Annotated in this window: 16 protein-coding genes; 14 read left to right on the top strand and 2 right to left on the bottom strand. The window is 70.2% G+C overall.

What is annotated here, in order from left to right; genetic code table 11:
• The first annotated feature begins 80 nt into the window (after window positions 1-80).
• Complete coding sequence (locus tag ABD989_RS08055) at window positions 81-1,040, top strand: methylenetetrahydrofolate reductase (protein ID WP_345313095.1); 960 nt, start codon at window positions 81-83, stop codon at window positions 1,038-1,040.
• Between the two features lie 25 nt (window positions 1,041-1,065).
• Here the strand turns inward: ABD989_RS08055 and ABD989_RS08060 are convergent, their stop codons facing one another.
• Both ABD989_RS08060 and ABD989_RS08065 read right to left on the bottom strand, forming a co-directional pair.
• A complete protein-coding gene (locus ABD989_RS08060; RefSeq protein ID WP_345313096.1) occupies window positions 1,066-1,908 on the bottom strand; it encodes an LppM family (lipo)protein in 843 nt (280 codons plus the stop codon).
• A 56-nt stretch (window positions 1,909-1,964) separates the two neighbouring features.
• Window positions 1,965-2,615, bottom strand: a complete 651-nt coding sequence (locus ABD989_RS08065) for a GNAT family N-acetyltransferase (protein ID WP_345313097.1) — start codon at window positions 2,613-2,615, stop codon at window positions 1,965-1,967.
• A gap of 265 nt (window positions 2,616-2,880) precedes the next feature.
• On the opposite strand from ABD989_RS08065, the gene ABD989_RS08070 reads away from it, so the two are divergent.
• The 13 genes from ABD989_RS08070 to ftsZ all read left to right on the top strand — a co-directional run bounded on the left by ABD989_RS08070 (window position 2,881) and on the right by ftsZ (window position 18,533).
• Entirely contained in the window at window positions 2,881-3,336 is a 456-nt protein-coding gene (locus tag ABD989_RS08070; protein WP_246996576.1) for an SAV_6107 family HEPN domain-containing protein, read from the top strand.
• Between the two features lie 114 nt (window positions 3,337-3,450).
• The gene (locus ABD989_RS08075) at window positions 3,451-3,846 is read left to right on the top strand and encodes a DUF3040 domain-containing protein (RefSeq protein WP_345313098.1); all 396 of its coding nucleotides are present in this window, start codon (window positions 3,451-3,453) and stop codon (window positions 3,844-3,846) included.
• A 442-nt stretch (window positions 3,847-4,288) separates the two neighbouring features.
• Window positions 4,289-4,726: a division/cell wall cluster transcriptional repressor MraZ gene (mraZ, locus tag ABD989_RS08080; RefSeq protein ID WP_345313099.1), complete on the top strand. Its 438-nt coding sequence runs from the start codon at window positions 4,289-4,291 to the stop codon at window positions 4,724-4,726.
• A gap of 172 nt (window positions 4,727-4,898) precedes the next feature.
• Window positions 4,899-5,951, top strand: a complete 1,053-nt coding sequence (gene rsmH / locus ABD989_RS08085; protein ID WP_425556500.1) for a 16S rRNA (cytosine(1402)-N(4))-methyltransferase RsmH — start codon at window positions 4,899-4,901, stop codon at window positions 5,949-5,951.
• Window positions 5,948-6,757: a cell division protein FtsL gene (gene ftsL / locus ABD989_RS08090; protein WP_345313101.1), complete on the top strand. Its 810-nt coding sequence runs from the start codon at window positions 5,948-5,950 to the stop codon at window positions 6,755-6,757. Before rsmH ends, ftsL begins: the two co-directional genes overlap by 4 nt.
• A gap of 22 nt (window positions 6,758-6,779) precedes the next feature.
• Complete coding sequence (locus tag ABD989_RS08095) at window positions 6,780-8,615, top strand: peptidoglycan D,D-transpeptidase FtsI family protein (protein ID WP_345313102.1); 1,836 nt, start codon at window positions 6,780-6,782, stop codon at window positions 8,613-8,615.
• Between the two features lie 75 nt (window positions 8,616-8,690).
• Window positions 8,691-10,787 (top strand): UDP-N-acetylmuramoyl-L-alanyl-D-glutamate--2,6-diaminopimelate ligase, encoded by a 2,097-nt coding sequence (locus tag ABD989_RS08100; RefSeq protein ID WP_345313103.1) that lies wholly within the window; start codon window positions 8,691-8,693, stop codon window positions 10,785-10,787.
• Window positions 10,788-10,848: 61 nt separating this feature from the next.
• Complete coding sequence (gene mraY / locus ABD989_RS08105) at window positions 10,849-11,931, top strand: phospho-N-acetylmuramoyl-pentapeptide-transferase (protein WP_246996564.1); 1,083 nt, start codon at window positions 10,849-10,851, stop codon at window positions 11,929-11,931.
• Window positions 11,932-12,028: 97 nt separating this feature from the next.
• Window positions 12,029-13,792 (top strand): putative lipid II flippase FtsW, encoded by a 1,764-nt coding sequence (gene ftsW / locus ABD989_RS08110; RefSeq protein ID WP_425556501.1) that lies wholly within the window; start codon window positions 12,029-12,031, stop codon window positions 13,790-13,792.
• A complete protein-coding gene (murG, locus tag ABD989_RS08115; protein ID WP_345313104.1) occupies window positions 13,789-14,949 on the top strand; it encodes an undecaprenyldiphospho-muramoylpentapeptide beta-N-acetylglucosaminyltransferase in 1,161 nt (386 codons plus the stop codon). The genes ftsW and murG overlap by 4 nt, the downstream gene beginning before the upstream one ends.
• On the top strand, window positions 14,946-16,415 hold the full coding sequence (gene murC, locus ABD989_RS08120; RefSeq protein WP_345313105.1) for a UDP-N-acetylmuramate--L-alanine ligase: 1,470 nt from the start codon (window positions 14,946-14,948) through the stop codon (window positions 16,413-16,415). The genes murG and murC overlap by 4 nt, the downstream gene beginning before the upstream one ends.
• Window positions 16,412-17,200 carry a cell division protein FtsQ/DivIB gene (locus ABD989_RS08125; protein ID WP_345313106.1) on the top strand — a complete coding sequence of 263 codons (789 nt, stop codon included), beginning with the start codon at window positions 16,412-16,414 and terminating at the stop codon, window positions 17,198-17,200. The genes murC and ABD989_RS08125 overlap by 4 nt, the downstream gene beginning before the upstream one ends.
• 163 nt (window positions 17,201-17,363) lie before the next feature.
• Complete coding sequence (gene ftsZ, locus ABD989_RS08130; protein WP_345313107.1) at window positions 17,364-18,533, top strand: cell division protein FtsZ; 1,170 nt, start codon at window positions 17,364-17,366, stop codon at window positions 18,531-18,533.
• Window positions 18,534-18,541: the final 8 nt, after the last annotated feature.

Genomic DNA, 18,541 nt, shown 5'->3' on the forward strand with positions numbered 1-18,541 from the left:
CGGTCAAGGGGGTCGGCGACGGTGCGTAAAACTCGTGCGAGGAATCGGTGGGTACGGCGGTGATCCGTACTATCGGCAGGGTGAGTGTCCTTCCCGTGGAGCCCCTGGGGCAGTCGTCTGTCATCGAACGGCTCGCCGCGCCGCACAGCGGCCCGGTACCGTTCTCCGTCGAGTTCTTCCCGCCACGATCGGCGGACGAAGAGGCCCGACTCTGGCACGCCGTGCGGGTTTTCGAACGCATGGGACCGGCTTTCGTGTCCCTGACCTACGGGGCGGGCGGGTCCACCCGCGACCGCACCGTGCGCATCGCCGGGGAACTGGCGACCACCACCACCCTGACCACCGTGGCGCACCTGACCGCCGTCAACCACAGCATCGACGAGTTGCGCGGCCTGGTCGGCGCCTACGCCGACCAGGGCATCACCAACCTGCTGGCGCTGCGCGGCGACCCGCCGGGTGACCCGCTCGGCGAGTGGGTCAAGCACCCCGACGGGGTGGAGTACGCCAGCGAACTGGTGGAGCTGATCGGCACCCTCGGCGACTTCCAGGTCGGCGTCGCGTCGTTCCCGGAAGGGCATCACCGTGCCCCCGATCTGGCGGCCGACACCGCCAACCTGGTGCGCAAGCTGCGGGCCGGCGCCGAATACTCGATCTCGCAGATCTTCTTCGATACCGACGACTTCCTGCGCCTGCGCGATCGCGTGGTTGCTGCGGATCCGGAACAGGGCGCCAAGCCGCTGATCCCGGGCCTCATGCCCATCACCTCGCTGCAGAGCGTGCGCCGGATGGTGGAGCTGTCCGGCAGTGTGCTGCCTGCTCCGGTGGCCGAGCGTCTGGCCGCAGCGGCCGGCGACGGTCCGGAGGAGAACCGGGCGGCCGTCCGGGCCGTCGGCATCGACCTGTGCACCGAGATGTCCGAGCGGCTGATCGCCGAGGGCGTTCCGTGCCTGCACTTCTGCAGCCTCAACTTCGCGCGCGCCACCAGTGAGGTCCTCGACCGCCTGGGCGTGGACACCCGCGGAGCCCTCGCTCCGGCCTGACGGCCCGGCCGCCTGACCGTCGAAGTCAGGACGTGGGCGTGGCGTCTTCGGGGGCCTTCACTTCGGCGCCCGCGACGCTCGCAGCGTCCGCGTCCGTCGTCGTCGACGACGTGCGCGCGGCGTCCGAGTAGCGCGGCGTCCGGTCGCGGAAGCGATAGGCCGTCGCCGCGACCACGCCGACGATGGCCAGGCACAGGATCACCAGGAACCAGGTCCAGCTGGGCAGCGCGGCGGTCGCCGGGTCGGCGTACTCGACATCGGCGTTGAACTCCGCGGTCTGGCCCGGCACCGGGGTCCAGGTGACCGAGGTATCACCGGCCCGCGTGCCGTTGGTGGCCACCACCGGGCCGGCGAACTCGACGGTGATCGACACGTAGTACAGGGCGGGCGCCAGCTCGGTGAGCGCGGCGGCGCCCCGCATCCGGACGATGTCGCCGCTGCGCGTGGCACTCAGGTCGATCGTCGCGCCCGAGTCCAGGGCGCTGGAGACGATATCGCCCAGCTGTGAGAACTGGCCCGCGGTGAGGTTGGTGTACGTCAACCGCGAGCCGACCTTGCCGACCGGCGAGGGCGCCTGCTCGTTCTCCTCCTGATCTTCGGGTTCCTGCTGCTCCCGGTCCTTCTCGCTGAACTCGTTCGGGAACGAGCTCACGTGGACGGAGCCGGCCAGCGAGGCGGGGACGTCGAAACTCGGTACCGCGGGCCCGGTCTCGGGGTTGGCCGCCACGATCACGACGCCGGAGAACTGGTCGCCGACGGTCTCCGACCGGGTCATGCAGCTGCTGAGCAGTCCGGTCAGCGCGAGCAGAACGACGCAGAGCGCCGCCGGAGATCGGCGGACGGTCCGGGAGCGGGGGAGAGAAGGCACGTGTGTCATCGTGCCAGAGGCCTACGGTGATGCCGGGCAGGGCGTGCTCGGAATGTTCAGCCGAACCCGGGCGCGGGCGGCGGCAGCGGCAGGGGGCGGCCGAGGAATGCGAACGGCCGCGGATCGCCGACGAAGGTGAAATCGCGCAGGACGTCCTGAAATCCGAAGCGTCGGTACAGCGACCAGGCGCGATTGCGCTCATCGGGCACCTCGGGCGTGGAGAGCAGCACTTGCGACTCCGGGCGGCCGGTCAGCAGCGCGGTCAGCAGTGCGGCGCCGATCCCGCGGCCCTGCGCCGACGGGTGCACGTGCAGTTCGGTGAGTTCGAAGTAGTCGGTGACCAGATCCTGGACCTGGGCCGCCGTCAGTCCGCGGCGGCCCAGGCCGGCGCGGAGTTGCCGATTCCACCACTGGTCGGCCGCGCCGGTGTAGCCGTAAGCCACCCCGACCAGGGCCTCGTGCCCGGTGGTCCAGGGCGCGGTGACGCGGCGTCGCGCATTCGTCGGGCGCCGCAGCTCCATCGGAGAGAGTTGGGCGAGGGCGCCGATCGCCGTCCAGCCGGGACGTCCGAGGTGTTCTCGCCACAGGCTGATGCGGCCCTGTTCGGTGCCGCGGGGATAACGCATCGCGGTCACGTAGGTGTGCACCGCCGGATCCAACCAGGCCTGGGCGTCGTCGGCGGGCAGTGCGATCAATCGGATCGACATCGGTGCCCCCACTCGCGTCCCTCTCGGCTGTCTGTTCGGTCTCGTCGGAGACACTATCCTTACTTGCCTCGCGGGCCCGGCGCGGGATAGCCTGAGAATATCGAACAGAAGTTCGATAAAGGGAAGCGGCGGTGCGACGGGGAAGACGTCGGACCGCCGCTTCCGTGTGCGGCCCCGCCCTCGAAAACGGGTGGGCAGTGGTCATCGGTGGAGCGGAAATGTCCGAGGCTCATGAGACGTTCTCTTCAACGAAGGAGGCGGCCCCATGGCACCGAATAGTCCCGATCCCCGCGTGGTGCATCGCAGTCGCGATCTGCTCGACCGTGCCGAAGTGTTGTTCGACGGCGCGACCGCCGTGCACGACGACGGCGCCGAACGCTTCCGGCAGTTCTATCTGGCGGCCATCCGTGCGGCCGGTGCGGTGTTGGCCGTGCACGAGCCGCTCGGTCCGGTGCGTCGCCGCCGGAACGCCCGGGACGCCTGGAGCCGGATCAAGGCGGTGGCGCCGGAGTATGCCGATCTCGCCGAATACTTCAGTGGACTGTCCACGATGCGTGCGCGTGTGGAGGCCGGTCTGGTGTCGCGGGTCGACGACACGCTGTGTGCCCGGGTGGAGCGTCGTGCGGCCGAATTCCTCGACGCGGCCGACGCCAACCTGTTGGCCTATGAGCAGGGCCGACTGCCCGGGGCGGCGTCCGCGGAGCGGATGGTGGGCGCGTGATGTGCGCTTCGCCGGAGAAAAGTGGTCGTTTATCGATTCTGCTCGTATCATGGGTGGATAGCAGGCGCCGATGCCCCGTCGTTTGCGTTGCTCGGACAGTGAGGGAGGAGAGCGGTGCCGCTTTCGGAACATGAGCAGCGGATGCTCGACGAGATTGAGAGCGCGCTGTACGCCGAGGATCCGAAGTTCGTCTCGAGCGTCAGCAAGCAGCGTGTCGGCCGCCCCGGTGCGCGCCGCCAATGGCAGGCCGCGTTGCTGTTCATCGTGGGCTTGGCGCTCCTGGTCGGTGGCCTCATGGTCGACGTGCAGATCGGTGAGCTGAAGATCCTCAGCCTGGTCGGCTTCTTCGTGATGTTCGCCGGCGGTCTGCTGCTGGTGCTCAGTCCGCGCGGCGGTCCGGCTTCCGCGGGCCCGGCTAAGCGGGGGTCGACGAAGTCTGCGGGCAAGGGCTCGCTGAGCTCGCGTATGGAGGACCGTTTCAATCGGCGCTTCGACCGCGGCGATCACTAGACATTCCTGCGCGGCCGTGCGCCGCCACTGACTCCCAGACGGGGGCCGCAACCTCTTCAGGTTGCGGCCCCCGTCTGCATCCCCGGGCACTCTGCCGTCTGGTGCAGTCGCCTGGTGACTGCACCAGACGGCAGCGCTCTCGGGTCCTCCCCACCGCGCCCCACCCCGATCACCCACTTCCCCCCACTTTGGGGTATCGGCAGATCCCATTGGCCACTTCAGTGCCATTTCGGCGCACCCTCCACCAGCTCAGCAGCACGGACGCGCGGCGTGCTTTAAAACGGCACGCCCCCGCTAATGTGCCGCTGACCTGTGACTATGTCCGCAGGTGGTGGGGAAGTGGGGCGTGGGTGGTGGATTGTGGAGCAAAGTGGGGTAATGTGGTGCACATCGACCGGAGAGCTCAGGTTCTCCCGCTGATACCGGGGTAGGAGGTGGCGACGTGCCTGGCTTCGTCGGGACCTACACCCCAAAGCTGGACGACAAGGGACGGCTCACGCTGCCGGCCAAGTTTCGGAACGCGCTGTCAGGAGGGGTTGTGGTCACACAGGGTCTCGATCACAGCTTGTCGGTGTATCCCGCCGAGGAGTTCGACGTCACCGCCGCGAAAGCGAACGAGGCGTCGCGCAACAATCCGGAAGCGCGTGCCTACGTCCGGCTGATGTTGGCCGGCGCCGACGAGCAGACGCTCGACGGTCAGGGCCGGGTCAACCTGTCCGCGGGACTGCGCCAGTGGGCGCGCTTGCAGAAGGACTGCGTGGTCACCGGCCAGTACGACCACCTGGAGATCTGGGACGCCGCTCGGTGGGCGGAGTACCAGGCCACGCACGAGGAGGCCTTCGCGGCCGGCGGTTCCGCCGCTTTGGACGCGATCGTCTAGACGACAAGTGAAGAACTGGACTGCTGCGGTGAGGCGAGGCCTCGGCCCGGCCGACCCTGACGTACTTCCCCAGCGTCAGGTGCGCACCGGGCGGGGACCCCGCCTCACCGCAGTTCCGCTTCTTCGACAGGGCCGCTCGACGACCTCGTCGGCAGGAATTCCGCCACGAGCAATGCCATCAGCAGGAAACAGGGGAGAGGTGATCGGTGTGTCCGAATCGACGTCGTCCGAGCACGGGCACGTGCCGGTCTTGGCGGATCGGATGTTCGAACTCCTCCGTCCCGCACTGACGCGCGGCAACGCCGACGGGTCCGGGGCGGTGCTGATCGACGGCACCCTCGGCGCCGGTGGCCACACCGAACTGATCCTGACCCGGCTGCCCGGACTCACGGTGCACGGGATCGACCGTGACGAACACGCTCTCGAGATCGCGACGCAGCGGCTGGCGCCGTTCGGCGAACGCATGCACTTCCACCACGCCCGGTACGACGAGATCGGTGACGTGGCCGCAGCGGCCGGGCTCGCCGAGGTCGACGGCATTCTGCTGGATCTCGGAGTCTCGTCGATGCAACTCGATCAGGCCGAGCGGGGCTTCGCCTACGCCGTCGACGCACCGCTGGACATGCGGATGAACGACGACGACGAGCTCACCGCCGCCGACATCCTCAACACCTACGATCACGGCGCGCTGGCGCGCGTCCTGAGCGAGTACGGCGAGGAGCGGTTCGCCGGAAAGATCGCCTCCGCGGTCCTGCGGGCGCGCGAGCAGGAGCCGTTCACCACCAGTGGACGGCTGGTGGAGTTGCTGTACGCCACCATCCCCGCCGCCACCCGGCGCACCGGGGGCCACCCGGCCAAGCGCACCTTCCAGGCGCTGCGCATCGAGGTGAACCGGGAGCTGGATTCGCTCCGCGCCGTGGTTCCCGCGTCGCTGGAGCTGCTCGCGGTGGGCGGTCGGCTGGCCGTCATGAGCTACCAGTCGCTGGAGGACCGGATCGTGAAGCGGGACTTCGCGCAGGCGGTCCGCAACACCACTCCGGCGGGTCTGCCGGTGGACCTGCCCGGCACCGCCGCGAAGTTCGCGCTGATCACCCGCGGTGCCGAACAAGCCAACGAACAGGAACGACACGAGAACCCCCGCAGCGCCCCGGTCCGGGTGCGTGCGATCGAACGAATCGGGGCCGCCGGCGACGGCGACCCCGCAGGTGAAGGGAACCGACGATGACTCTCCTCGACGACCGTCGGTCCGCGCGCCGCGCCGTCGCAACCCGTCCGTCCGCACCCCGGGCCGCCACGCCTCGGACGTCCGTGTCTCGCGGGGCCGCCTCCGCCTCTCGGTCGGGCGCGTCCCGGTCGGCGTCCACCGAGCCCGCGGCTGGTCGTCGGCGTCCGCCGCGGCGCGCGGAGCTCCTCACGCCGAAGAAGGCGTCGGGCGTCTTCACCGGGCTGTCCGACATGCCGTTCATCGTGCCGATCGTCGTGCTGGTGATCGGTGCGCTCGGTCTGACGCTGTACCTGTCGACGAAGGCCGCGCAGGATTCGTATCAGTTGTCGTCGCTCCGTCAGGAGAACCAGGCGCTGGTGGACAAGCGGGACAACCTCAAGCGCACCGCCGACTCCGGCGACTCGGCGCCGGAGCTGGCCGACAAGGCGGCCAAGCTGGGCATGGTGCCCGGGATCGGCGCCCACCTGGTGGTGGGTCCGGACGGCAAAGCTCGCCTGCGCGGCGAGCTCAAGCCGGCCGACGGCAACCGCCCCGGTTCGCTGAACCCGAAGCCGGATCCGGTCAAGCAGATCGACGCCAGCAAGGTGGACGACTCCGGCGGTCTCGGCGGCAACCCCGCCCCCAGCGAGCAGACCCCCGGCGAGCAGGCCCCGAACGGTCATACCCCGGACGGTCAGGCCCCGAACCCCGCGCCCGCCCCGCCGAGCGTGACCCCGCCGAACACCGCGACCCCGCAGGCGCCCGCGCCGAACGTCCTGCCCCCCAGTGCCGCCACGCCGAACCGCAATACCGCCGCCGATCGATGACCCGGGAGTGGATGCAGCCATCATGACCAATCCTCGAACCCCGGCCGATTCCGGTGGGAGCAGTGCCGCACAGCGTTTTCTGATCCGGTCGCGCGTGCTGATCGCGCTCGCCGCGGTGATCGCGATGGCGGTGGCCGGTCGGCTGGTGTGGATCAACGTCATCGATGCGGGCGATCTGGCGGCGCAGGCCGCGCAGCAGCGCGAAGACGTCATCACGCTGTACGCCAAGCGCGGCGCGATCCTGGATCGCAACGGCCGGCCGCTGGCCTACACCGGTGAGGCGCGGTCGCTGACCTTCCTGCCGCGTGCGGTCCGCAAGGCGATCGACGCCGAGCACGAGAAGAACGATCAGCTGCCCGACGCGAACACGCGGCTCAAGGAGATCGCCGAGGGCGTGTCGCTGCAGTTGGGCGGCTCGATCTCCACCGAGGACCTGCTCGCCAAGGTGACCTCCGACGACGACTTCGTCTACCTGGCCCGCTCGGTGAGCCCGGAGACGGCGAACCGGATCACCGCGGACTTCCCCGAGGTGGGCGCCGACCCGCAGTCGGTGCGCGTCTATCCGGGCGGCTCACTGGCCGCGAACGTGATCGGCGACGTCAACTTCGACGGCAACGGACACATCGGGCTGGAGTCGTCGCTGGATCCGATCCTGGCCGGCATGAACGGCACCGAGACCGTGGACCGCGGTGCGGACGGCGCGATCATTCCCGGCAGCAAGCGGAACGTGCACCCGGCGATCGACGGCCAGACCGTCACCCTCACCTTGGACTCGGACATCCAGTGGTTCGTGCAGGCGCAGGTCAACGAGGCCAAGAAGAAGTCGGGCGCGAACAACGCGTCGGCCGTCGTGCTCGATGCGCGCACCGGCGAGGTCTTGGCGATGGCCAACGACAACACGTTCAATCCGTCCCTTCCGGTGGAGGAGCAGCGCGACGCGGATCTGGGCAATCGCTCGGTGACCTCGCCGTTCGAGCCGGGTTCGGTGAACAAGCTGGTGGTGGCCTCGGCGGCGGTCGAGTACGGGCTCACCAATCCGAACGCGGTGTACCGGGTACCCGGTTCCATCGACATGGCCGGCATCACGGTCAAGGACGCGTGGGACCACGGCGTGGTGCCGTACACCACCACCGGGATCTTCGGTAAGTCGTCGAACGTCGGCACACTGATGCTGGCGCAGAAGGTGGGCGAGAAGCGGTTCGCCGACATGCTGACGGCCTTCGGGCTGGGCCAGCGCACCGAGGTGGGGCTGCCCGCCGAGAGCGGCGGCGAAGTCCCGGCGCTGAGCCAGTGGTCCGGCGGTTCGTTCGCGAACCTGCCGATCGGGCAGGGTCTGTCGATGACGCTGCTGCAGATGACCGCGATGTACCAGGCCATCGCCAACGACGGCGTGCGCATCCCGCCGCGCATTCTGGCGCCGCTCGACGGTGAGCGCAGCGCCGGCTTCACCGAACCCGAACCGGTGCGCGTGGTGAGCCCGGAGACGGCGCGCACCGTCCGCGAGATGTTCCGGTCGGTGATGCAGGACGACCCGATGGGCGTGCAGTCGGGCACCGGAGCCAAGGGCGCGATCGAGGGCTACCAGACGTCCGGCAAGACCGGCACCGCGCAGCAGGTGGACCCGAAGTGCAACTGCTACTCGAAGTCGAGCTACAACATCACCTTCGCCGGGATCACGCCCGCCGATGATCCGCGCTTCGTGATCGGCATCATGCTCGACAACCCGGTGCGCAGCTCGGACGGCAGTGGCGGCCAGTCGGCGGCGCCGCTGTTCTCCACCATCGGGACCTGGCTGCTGCAGCACGAGAAGGTGCCGTTCTCGGCCACCCAGACTCCGCGGTTGAAGCTGGAAGCATAGGCTCGACCGCATCGGTTCGATGGTCGTCGACGACCGAGCTGGGTAGAACCGAGCTGGCAGAGAGGTACGAGAACTGTGGCGGACAAGATTCAGCACCCACCGGTGCGGCCGGAACATCCCGTCGGGGCCGATCTGACGGCGCTGGCCGCGCTGTCCGGGGCCCGGGTGATCGGTGACGATCGCACCGTCGTCGGTGCGACGCTGCGCGCGCAGCACGCCGCGCCCGGGGAATTGTTCGCCGCGTTGCCCGGCGCCCGCGTGCACGGCGCCCGCTTCGCGGCCCAGGCGGTCGCTGCCGGTGCGGTCGCGGTGCTCACCGACGACGAGGGACTGCGGCTGCTGCAGGCCGATCCGGCCACCGCGGACGTGTCGGTGCTGCTGCACCCGGCGCCCCGGTCGATCCTGGGTGTCGTGTCCGCGCGGATCTACGGCGACCCGTCGCAGCAGCTGACGCTCATCGGGATCACCGGCACCTCGGGCAAGACCACCACCGCGTATCTCACCGAGGCGGCGCTGCGGGCCGGCGGACACGTCGTCGGCCTCATCGGGACCGTCGAGATCCGGATCGACGGCACTCCGGTGCCCAGTTCGTTGACCACGCCGGAGGCGCCGGACCTGCAGCGAATGTTCGCGGTGATGCGCGAGCGCGGGGTCGACGCGGTGGTCATGGAGGTGTCCAGCCACGCGCTGTCGTTGGGCCGGGTCGACGGCGCCTGCTTCGCGGTGGGCGGGTTCACCAATCTCTCCCAGGACCACCTGGACTTCCATCACACGATGGAGGAGTACTTCAACGCGAAGGTGCGCCTGTTCGACGGAGCCGCCCCCGATCACGCCGCCGCGGCGGTGATCTGCGTGGACGACGAGTGGGGCGAGCGAATGGCCGAGGTCGCGCGCGCCAGCGCCGAACGGGTGGCCACGGTGTCGGTGTCCGGCGACGCCGACTGGTCGATCGTCGGGCAGGTGGAGGCCGACGCCGGTCGCCAGACGGTGGCGGTCCGGGACGCGACCGGGGCCGAGCACGTGATGGCGGTGCCGCTGCCGGGGGCGTACAACGTGGCCAACGCGATGCTCGCGGTCGGTCTGGCGACGACGGCCGGGGTGCCGACCGCGACGGCGATCGCCGGCCTCGCCCAGGTGCGCGTGCCCGGCCGGGTGGAGCAGGTGGACCGCGGCCAGGACTTCCTGGCGGTGGTCGACTACGCCCATAAGCCGGCGGCGGTGGAGGCGGTGCTGGCCACCCTCTCCGCCCAGATCCTTTCCGCGCAGACCGGCGGCGCGCTCGCCGTGGTGCTCGGCGCCGGCGGCGACCGCGACACCGAGAAGCGGCCGCTGATGGGTGCGGCGGCGGCGCGCGGCGCCGACCTGGTGATCATCACCGACGACAATCCGCGCAGCGAGGACCCGGCGACGATCCGCGCCGCGGTCCGCGCCGGCGCCGAAGCGGTGCCTGCCGGGGAACGGCGGGCGACGGAGATCCGCGAGAGCGGCGACCGGGCCGCGGCGATCGCCGAGGCGGTCGCGTGGGCCGGACCCGGCGACGTGGTGCTGGTGGCCGGGAAGGGCCACGAGAGCGGCCAGGAGATCGCCGGGCAGGTGCATCCCTTCGACGATCGCCTCGTGCTCGCCGCGGCGTTGGAGGCGCGCGCGGCGACGTCGGTGGCCGAACCCCTCACCGTCTATGTGGCGCCCGCGGGGGCCACGATCGAGCAGGCGGGCCGCCTGCTGCGGCTCATGGTGACCGACGCCGTGGATGCCGGGGTGGGCAGTGCCCACCGTCCGGACGCGGACGTCACCCGGGGCCGTCGTACCTGGGCCTTCTTCGGCGACCTCGCCGAGGCGGGCGCGGACGAGAACGCGCGCTGCGTGGCGCACGACCTGATCGGTCGCCGTGCGGTACGCCTGGCCGTCGACCAGACGGTGGCGGTGGGCGACACGCGCGCCGTGCGCGCGCTGTACCAGGGTGCGATCCAGGAGGGGTCGTGGGGCGACGAGGCCGGTTTCCACCTCACCCTGGACGAGGTGCTCGCGCAGCAGCGCGCCGACGTCGGCACGTCCGCCGCACCGCGGGCGGGCGACATGGTGTTGATCGCCGGCGGCACGGATCTCGCGGAGGCGTTGGTGACCGCGTGGCGGGACGAGGCCGGACTCGCGGTGCAGGTGCGCACTCCATGACCGGTAGGGTCTTCACTCGGTCGACCGACACGGCGGCCGTAGACGACGAAGGATTCATCCAGTGACTCAGATCCTGATCGCGGGGGCGATCGCACTCGCGGTGGCGATTCTGCTGACGCCGGTGCTGATCCGGGAGTTCTCCCGGCGTCGGTGGGGCCAGGAGATCCGGCAGGACGGACCGGCCAGCCACCAGGCGAAGGCGGGCACGCCGTCGATGGGCGGCGTCGCGATTCTCATCGCGATCTGGGCCGGTTACCTGGGCTCCTACATCTTCAGCTGGGTCCGCGGCGACGGCGGCCCGACGGCCTCGGGCCTGCTGGTGCTGGGCCTGGCCACCGGCCTGGGTCTGGTCGGCTTCCTCGACGACTTCATCAAGCTCGCCAAGAAGCGCAACCTGGGCCTGAACAAGACCCAGAAGTCGGTCGCGCAGCTGATCGTCGCCGTGGTCTTCGGCATCCTGCTGCTGCAGTTCCGCAACGATCAGGGCCGCACGCCCGCCAACGATCACCTGTCCTACGTGCGCGACATCGAGGCCATCACCTTCACCGGTGTCGGCTTCGTGATCTTCTGCTGGCTGGTGGTCTCGGCCTGGTCGAACGCGGTGAACTTCACCGACGGGCTCGACGGCCTGGCCGCCGGTTCCACCGCGATGGTGATGGGCACCTACGTGCTGATCACCATGTGGCAGGACCAGCACTCCTGCGACAACGTGGTCGGCGACCTTAAGGCCGCCTCCTGCTATCAGGTGCGCGATCCGCACGACCTGGCGATCGTGGCGATGGTCGCGGCCGCCGCGTGTCTGGGCTTCCTCTGGTGGAACGCGGCACCGGCCAAGATCTTCATGGGCGACACCGGTTCGCTGGCATTGGGCGGCATCGTCGCCGGTCTGTCCATGACCACGCACACCGAACTGCTGATGGTGGTCATCGGTGCCCTGTTCGTCGCCGAGATCGTCACCGTGATGATCCAGATCGCCGCCTTCCGGACCACCGGCAAGCGGCCGTTCCGCATGGCGCCGTTCCATCATCACTTCGAGTTGGGCGGCTGGGATCAGACCACGGTGATCATCCGTTTCTGGTTGCTCGCCGCCATCTCCTGCGCGTTGGGTCTGGGCCTGTTCTACGGGGAATGGGTCGCCGGCTGACGGTGCCGACGCCGCGCGGCCGCCGATTGCGGATCGGTTCGCGCGACACGCCCCATAGGTCCCAGCAGTCACAGCCTTCACAGGGGACGATGGTCCGGTGACTGTTCCTCCTCGCACTGCGCGGCGCGTCAAGCGCGAGTCGTCGGAAACGGCGCCGGTCGACGCACCGGACCCGGCCCAGCCGAAAGGCGACGCCGAGGCGCAGCCGGAGGCCGAGGCCGACACCGCGGCCACGACCGCGGGCCGAACGAAGACCGGCGCGGCGGCGAAGGCCGCCGAGAAGTCTGCGGACTCGTCGAAGGCGACTCTCGCGTTGACGCTGGCGCGACCGTCCATCGACGTGCGCGCCTGGCTGTCCACCGCGCGCGAAGGCGTACGCACCCTCATGGCGCGGCCGCTCACCTCCTTCCACCTGGTGGTCTCGCTGTCGCTGGTGTTGACCGTGTGCGGCCTGATCATGGTGCAGTCGGCGTCGTCGGTCGAGGGCTACGCCGAGAATCAATCCTCGTACGGCGCGTTCGCCACGCAGGCCGCCTTCGCAGTACTCGGCTGGATCGCCTTCTACACGGTGCTGCACCTGCCGTTCCGGTTCTTCCGACGCTTCGCCGCGCTCGGCATGGTCGTGAGCCTCGCCCTGCTGGTGCTGGTGCTGGTGCCCAGCCTGGGCGTCAAGGTCGACGGCGCGCGCCGCTGGTTCGAGGTCGGCGGCGTTTCCATCCAGCCGTCCGAACTCGCCAAGGTGGCGCTGTGCATCTGGGGTGCCCATGTCCTGGCGTCGCGGCGGACCACGGGTGCCGGGACCAGGGAACTGCTGGTGCCGTTGGTGCCTGTGGCCTTCATCATGTGCGTGCTCATCATCGCCGAGCCGAACCTGTCGACCACGGTCATCGTGCTGGTGATCACCGGCGCGCTGCTGTGGTTCGGTGGGCTGTCGACCTCGGTCTTCGCCGGGTTCGTCGGTTTCGTGGTCGTGGGCGCGGCGATCGCGGCGCTGAGTGTGGACTACCGTGCCGCGCGCGTGTTCAGCTTCCTCGGCTCCAACGACGATCCGCTGGGCGGCGGCTACCAGGCGCTGCAGGCGACCTACGCGCTGGCCAACGGCGGTATCTTCGGCGTCGGACTGGGACAGAGCACCGCCAAGTGGAGCTATCTGCCCAACGCGCACAACGACTTCATCTTCGCCATCCTGGTGGAGGAGACCGGTCTGGTCGGCGGCATGATCGTCGTCGGCCTGTTCCTGCTGCTCGGTTGGGTCGGCATGCGGATCGCGCGACGCTCGGCCGATCCCTTCCTGCGGCTGCTGACGGCCACCATCACGGTGCTGATCACCACGCAGATGTTCATCAACGTCGGATACGTGGTGGGCCTGCTTCCGGTGACCGGTATCCAGTTGCCGCTGATGTCGCAGGGCGGCACGTCCATGTTGACCATGCTGACCATGCTGGGTCTGCTCGCCAGCGCGGCCCGGCACGAGCCGGATGCGGTGGCGGCGCTGTCCGGCACCAAGGCGCACGGTCTGTCCCGGTTGCTGCACCTGCCGGCACCTGCGCCGTACCGGCAGCGGCTGGTGGATCAGGTGCAGGATCGTCTGGATCGACGACGCAGCGCCGGGCGGGCGCCCGAGCCCCGCGGGAATCGTCGGCAGGGACCGAGTCAGCGTGTGCGCCCCGGGCCCGGCGATCGGGTGCGCTCGGCGCCGCGGGAGCGGGTCCGGCCGATGAGGTCGGCCGCGCAGCACTCGGACGAGATCCACTATCCTGCAAGTCAGGCGAGCAACCGGGTTCGAACCGATCCGCGCCGGTACGCCCCGCGCTACCCGGCAGCCGACTCGCCGCGTCGAACGGAGTACAGGCAGCGGTGAGCAGTAATTCTCAGTCGGCCCGAAGCGGTCTCTCCGTGGTGGTCGCCGGCGGCGGCACCGCGGGACACATCGAGCCGGCGCTGGCCGTCGCCGATGCCGTACGACGGCTGGATCCGTCGGCCCGCATCACCGCCCTGGGTACGCCCAAGGGGTTGGAGACCGAGCTGGTGCCCGCGCGCGGCTACCCGCTCGAGCTGATTCCGCCGGCTCCGCTGCCGCGCAAGCCCGGCAAGGACCTGCTGGCCACGCCCTACCGCCTCAACCGCGCGGTCGCGGCCACCCGCAAGGTGCTGCGCGCGGTGGACGCCGACGTGGTGGTCGGTTTCGGCGGCTACGTGGCGTTGCCCGCGTATTTCGCCGCCCGCGGCCGCCTGGCCGCCGGTCGTCGCGTGCCGATCCTCATTCACGAAGCCAATGCGAGCGCCGGCATCGCCAACAAGGTCGGCGCGCGCCTGGCCGATCGCGTGCTGGCCGCGGTGCCCGACTGCGGCATCCCCGGGGCCGAGGTGGTCGGCATGCCGGTGCGCGCCACCATCGCCGACCTCGATCGCGCCGCGACGCGCGCCGCGGCCCGCGACTTCTTCGGGCTCGACCCGGAGGCGCCGACCCTGCTGGTCTTCGGCGGTTCGCAGGGCGCCCAGCAGATCAACGCGGCGGTCGCCGGGGCGGCCGCAGCGCTCGGCGCAGCCGGTATCGGCGTGCTGCACGCGCACGGCAAGAACAACACCGTCGATCCGGTCTCGCCGGCCGGTGCGCCCGCCTACGTGCCGCTGCCGTACGTCGATCGCATGGACCTGGCCTACGCCGCGGCCGATCTGGTGATCTGCCGCTCCGGCGCGATGACCGTCGCCGAGGTGACCGCGGCCGCGCTGCCGGCGATCTACGTGCCGTTGCCGCACGGCAACGGCGAACAGCGACTCAACGCTCTGCCGGTGGTGGAGGCGGGTGCCGCGGTGCTCGTCGACGACGCCGACATGACCGCCGACTACGTGGCCCGCGAGGTCCCCGCGCTGCTCGGCGACCCGGATCGGCTCGCCGCGATGGCCGCCGCCGGAGCGCAGACCGGCCACCGCGATGCCGCCGAGACCGTGGCGGCGGCGGCGCTGGCCGCGGCGGCCCGGTTCCGGGCCGCCCAGGCGCAGGGGCCACGACGATGACCGCCCTTGACACGGATCTGCCGTCGTCCCTGCACCGCGTGCACATGGTCGGCATCGGCGGTGCCGGAATGTCCGGTCTGGCCCGCATTCTGCTGTCCCGCGGCGGCCAGGTGTCCGGCTCCGATGCCCGCGAGAGTCGGGGCGTGGTGGCCCTGCGCGCCCGCGGCGCGCAGGTGAACATCGGGCACGACGGTGCCGCGCTCGACTTGCTCGAGGGCGGCCCGACGGTGGTGGTGACCACGCACGCCGCGATCCCGCAGGACAATCCCGAACTGGTGGAGGCCCGCCGCCGCGGCATTCCGGTGCTGTACCGGCCGCAGCTGCTGGCGGAGCTGATGGCGGGGCACCGGACGCTGCTGATCAGTGGCACGCACGGCAAGACGTCGACCACGTCGATGGCGGTGGTGGCCCTGCAGCACAGCGGTGCCGATCCGTCGTTCGCGATCGGCGGCGAACTGAACGAATCGGGCACCAACGCGCACCACGGCAGCGGCGAGGTCTTCGTCGCCGAGGCCGACGAGAGCGACGGCTCGCTGCTGCAGTACCGCCCCGACGTGGTGGTGGTGACCAACATCGAGGCCGATCACCTGGATTTCTTCGGCTCCGAAGCCGCCTACGTGCAGGTGTTCGACGACTTCGCGGCGCTGATCCGCCCGGGCGGCACGCTCGTGGTGTGCCTCGACGATCCGGGTGCGGCCGCGCTGGCCGGACGCTGCGCAGAGCAGCTCGCGCAGGCGGGCGTACGGGTGATCGGCTACGGCACCGGCAGCCACCGCGCGCTGGCGCCGTCGGTGCCGCTGACCGGCCGCCTGATCGAGCGTTCCGCGCGCGGCATCGGCAGCAGCGTGCGACTGGAGCTGGGCGCCCCCCTCGTGGCGGAGGCCGCCGAGGTCGGTATGACCGTGACGCTGCCCGGTGAACACATGGCACTCAACGCGATCGCCGCGCTGCTGGGTGGGTTGGCCGTCGCCCCGAACCTCGACCCGGCCGTGGTGATCGAGGGGATCGACGGGTTCGGCGGTGTCCACCGGCGCTTCGAGAATCGCGGCACCGCAGCCGGTGTGCGCGTGTTCGACGACTACGCCCACCATCCGACCGAGGTGCGCGCCGTGCTGACCGCGGCCCGCGGAGTGGTCGAGGAGACCGGCGGCCGCGTGCTCGCCGTGTTCCAACCGCACCTGTATTCGCGCACCGAGGAGTTCGCGGCGCAGTTCGCGCAGGCGCTGAGCCTGGCCGACGAGGTGATCGTCGCCGACATCTACGGGGCGCGCGAGGAGCCGCGGCCGGGTGTCACCGGCCGTCTCATCTCCGATGCCGTGACCGTGCCCGCCGTCTTCGTCGACGCGGTGAGCGACCTGCCTGCCGCGGTGTCGGCCCGGGCGCGCATCGGCGACCTGGTGCTGACCATCGGTGCGGGCGACATCACCATGCAGGCCCCGTTCATTCTGGCGGCCCTGGATTCGTGAGCGAGCGCAGACTCGAGACCCCGGCGTCGCGGCGCCGGGGGACCGTCGATAGCGAGCAGCTGGAACTGCGGCGGGTCGGTCGACGTCGGCTGTGGCGACTGCTCGGGGCGATCGCCGCAGTGGCCGCGGTGGCCGGGTTGGTGGCGGTGGCGTACTTCTCGCCGCTGATGTCGGTGCGCGAGGTGACCGTGTCCGGAAGCGGAACGGTGCCGACCGAGGAGGTGCTCGCCGTGGCGGAGGTGCCCGTCGGGCGCCCGCTGCTGCAGGTGGACACCTCGATCATCGCCGAGCGCATCGCGCGGATCCCGGGGATCGCGAGCGCACGGGTCGATCGCAGCTATCCGTCGACCATCGCGATCGACGTCGTGGAGCGGCGACCGCTGATGCTGATCGAGTCGGCCGACGGCAAGGTCGGCGTGATGGATCATGTCGGCGTGGTCTACCTCGAGTTCGATTCGGCGGAGGCGATGGGCGCCGCTGCCGCCGGCACGGTGGTCTACCGGGACCTTCCGGTGCTGGAGGTGTCGCGACCGGGCCCGCAGGACCCCACCACGGTGGCGGCGGTGGAGATGGTGTCCGGTCTGCCGGACTGGTTGCGCCGTCAGGTGCAGTCGGTCTCGGCGTCGTCGCCCGCCGACCTCACCCTGCACCTGACCAAGGACCGCACCGTGGTGTGGGGAAACGCCGAGCGCGGGGAGGACAAGGCCGAAGCCCTCAAGCACGTGCTGAAACTGCCCGCCAAGACGTTCAACGTGTCCAGTCCGGACTATCCCGCGGTGAGCTGACGCGGCCCACGGGCCGGGTGGAAAAAGAAAAACTCTCCCGACACCGGCGCGCCTCCTGGCACGCAGCCGACGAGGTCAATACGGTCTCTTTTCAGACCGGTACTTGACATAACTATAACCCTTTGGTTGAGCTTTAGGGTTTGATTCAGAGCAGGAAGGCATCATGACGCCCCCTCATAACTACCTCGCCGTCATCAAGGTCGTCGGCATCGGCGGTGGCGGCGTGAATGCTGTCAACCGCATGATCGAACAGGGCCTCAAGGGTGTCGAGTTCATCGCGATCAACACCGATGCGCAGGCATTGTTGATCAGTGATGCCGACGTCAAGCTCGACATCGGCCGCGAATCGACCCGCGGCCTGGGCGCCGGCGCGAATCCCGAGGTCGGCCGCAAGGCCGCCGAGGACGCGCGCGACGAGATCGAGGATCTGCTGCAGGGCGCCGACATGGTCTTCGTGACCGCGGGCGAGGGCGGCGGCACCGGCACCGGCGGTGCGCCAGTGGTGGCCGCGATCGCGCGCAAGCTCGGCGCACTGACCGTCGGTGTGGTGACCCGCCCGTTCTCCTTCGAGGGCAAGCGCCGCGGCAACCAGGCCGACGAGGGCATCGCCGCGCTCCGCGAGTCGTGCGACACCCTGATCGTGATCCCGAACGACCGGCTGCTGCAGCTCGGCGATTCGCAGGTCAGCCTGATGGACGCGTTCCGCAGCGCCGACGAGGTGCTGCTCAACGGTGTGCAGGGCATCACCGACCTGATCACCACCCCGGGCCTGATCAACGTCGACTTCGCCGACGTCAAGGGCGTGATGAGCGACGCCGGCAGTGCGCTGATGGGCATCGGTGCCGCGCGCGGTGAAGACCGGGCGCGCAAGGCCGCCGAGATCGCCATCAACTCGCCGCTGCTGGAAGCATCGATGGAAGGCGCGCGCGGCGTGCTGCTGTCCATCGCCGGCGGCTCCGACCTGGGCCTGTTCGAGATCAACAACGCGGCGACCCAGGTGCAGGAGGCCGCGCACGAGGACGCGAACATCATCTTCGGCACCGTGATCGACGACAACCTCGGCGACGAGGTCCGCGTCACGGTGATCGCGGCGGGCTTCGACGGCGGTGCACCGCGCAAACGCGTGGAGAACCCGGCCGCGACGACCGCCGCGAAGGCGCCCGGCACCGTGGAGTCGGCCCAGTCCGGACAGGTCTCGACGCCTCCGGCCAACGACCCGCTGTTCGGCAGCAAGCCGGTCGCCGGGGGCGATCCGTTCGCGCAGACTCCGCCGCGTCGCAACACGGTCCGGTTGGACGACGACGAGGTCGACGTCCCCGACTTCATGAAGTGACGGGCTCG

The sequence above is a fragment of the Gordonia alkaliphila genome (assembly GCF_039542465.1).
Classification (GTDB): Bacteria; Actinomycetota; Actinomycetes; order Mycobacteriales; family Mycobacteriaceae; genus Gordonia; species Gordonia alkaliphila.